This window comes from Siminovitchia sediminis (assembly GCF_042680885.1).
GTDB lineage: Bacteria > Bacillota > Bacilli > Bacillales > Bacillaceae_C > Siminovitchia > Siminovitchia sediminis.
The window spans coordinates 1-767 of the sequence record NZ_JBHUEO010000089.1 but is presented as its reverse complement, the minus strand read 5'-3'; the positions used below and the strand labels follow the sequence as shown (position 1 = coordinate 767).

At 48.1% G+C, this 767-nt stretch carries 1 protein-coding gene; it reads left to right on the top strand.

Annotated elements, in window-relative coordinates:
- Positions 1-700: IS21-like element helper ATPase IstB (gene istB / locus ACFSCZ_RS17415; protein ID WP_380775729.1), on the top strand; the 700-nt coding region annotated here is incomplete at its 5' end.
- Positions 701-767 lie beyond the last annotated feature (67 nt).

Genomic DNA, 767 nt, shown 5'->3' with positions numbered 1-767 from the left:
GACACTCCGGCTGGCTTACGTTGCGGACATCTATGAGTCTATTCCCTTTGAAAACCCGGCCCAGTATCTTTCGGATGTCCTCCGGAAAGAGTTGGCGTTGAGGGAAGAGGCGAAGGTGGAGCGTCTACTTAAAAAAGCGCGTTTCCTGAGCAGGAAAACACTTGAATCATTCCAATGGAATGAAAAGGTCCACCTGCCTCCCCGGTTGGATTCAAGGGAACTGTCCGCACTGCACTTTATTGAGAAGCGTGAAAATGTCATTCTGGCCGGCTCTCCCGGCACCGGAAAAACACACCTGGCAACGGGGCTTGGCCGGGCGGCCTGTCAAAAGGGATATGAAGTCCGCTTCTACCGTGTATCCGATCTGGTGGATGCCTTGACCAAGGCATGGAGGGAAGGTAAGTTCCAGCAATTCCGAAATAAGTTTAAGAAAGTGGACCTGATCATTCTGGATGAGATGGGCTACATCCCGTTTAGCAAAGAAGGTGCCGAGCTATTGTTTCAATTGATTACTGAGTGGTATGAACAGAAGAGCCTGATTATAACTTCTAATCTGGAGTTCAGCCAATGGAACCGCATCTTTGTCGACTCTAGGCTGACTGCAGCCCTAGTGGACAGGGTCATCCATCACGCTCACATTTTAAGTTTCACTGGAGAAAGCTACCGAATGACTCACGCGTTATCAAGACAGAATCACTAACGGAATAGGCTGGCAAAGTTATGCACTTTTGATTGCACTATTGTGTATTTTTCTCTTGCAAAATACA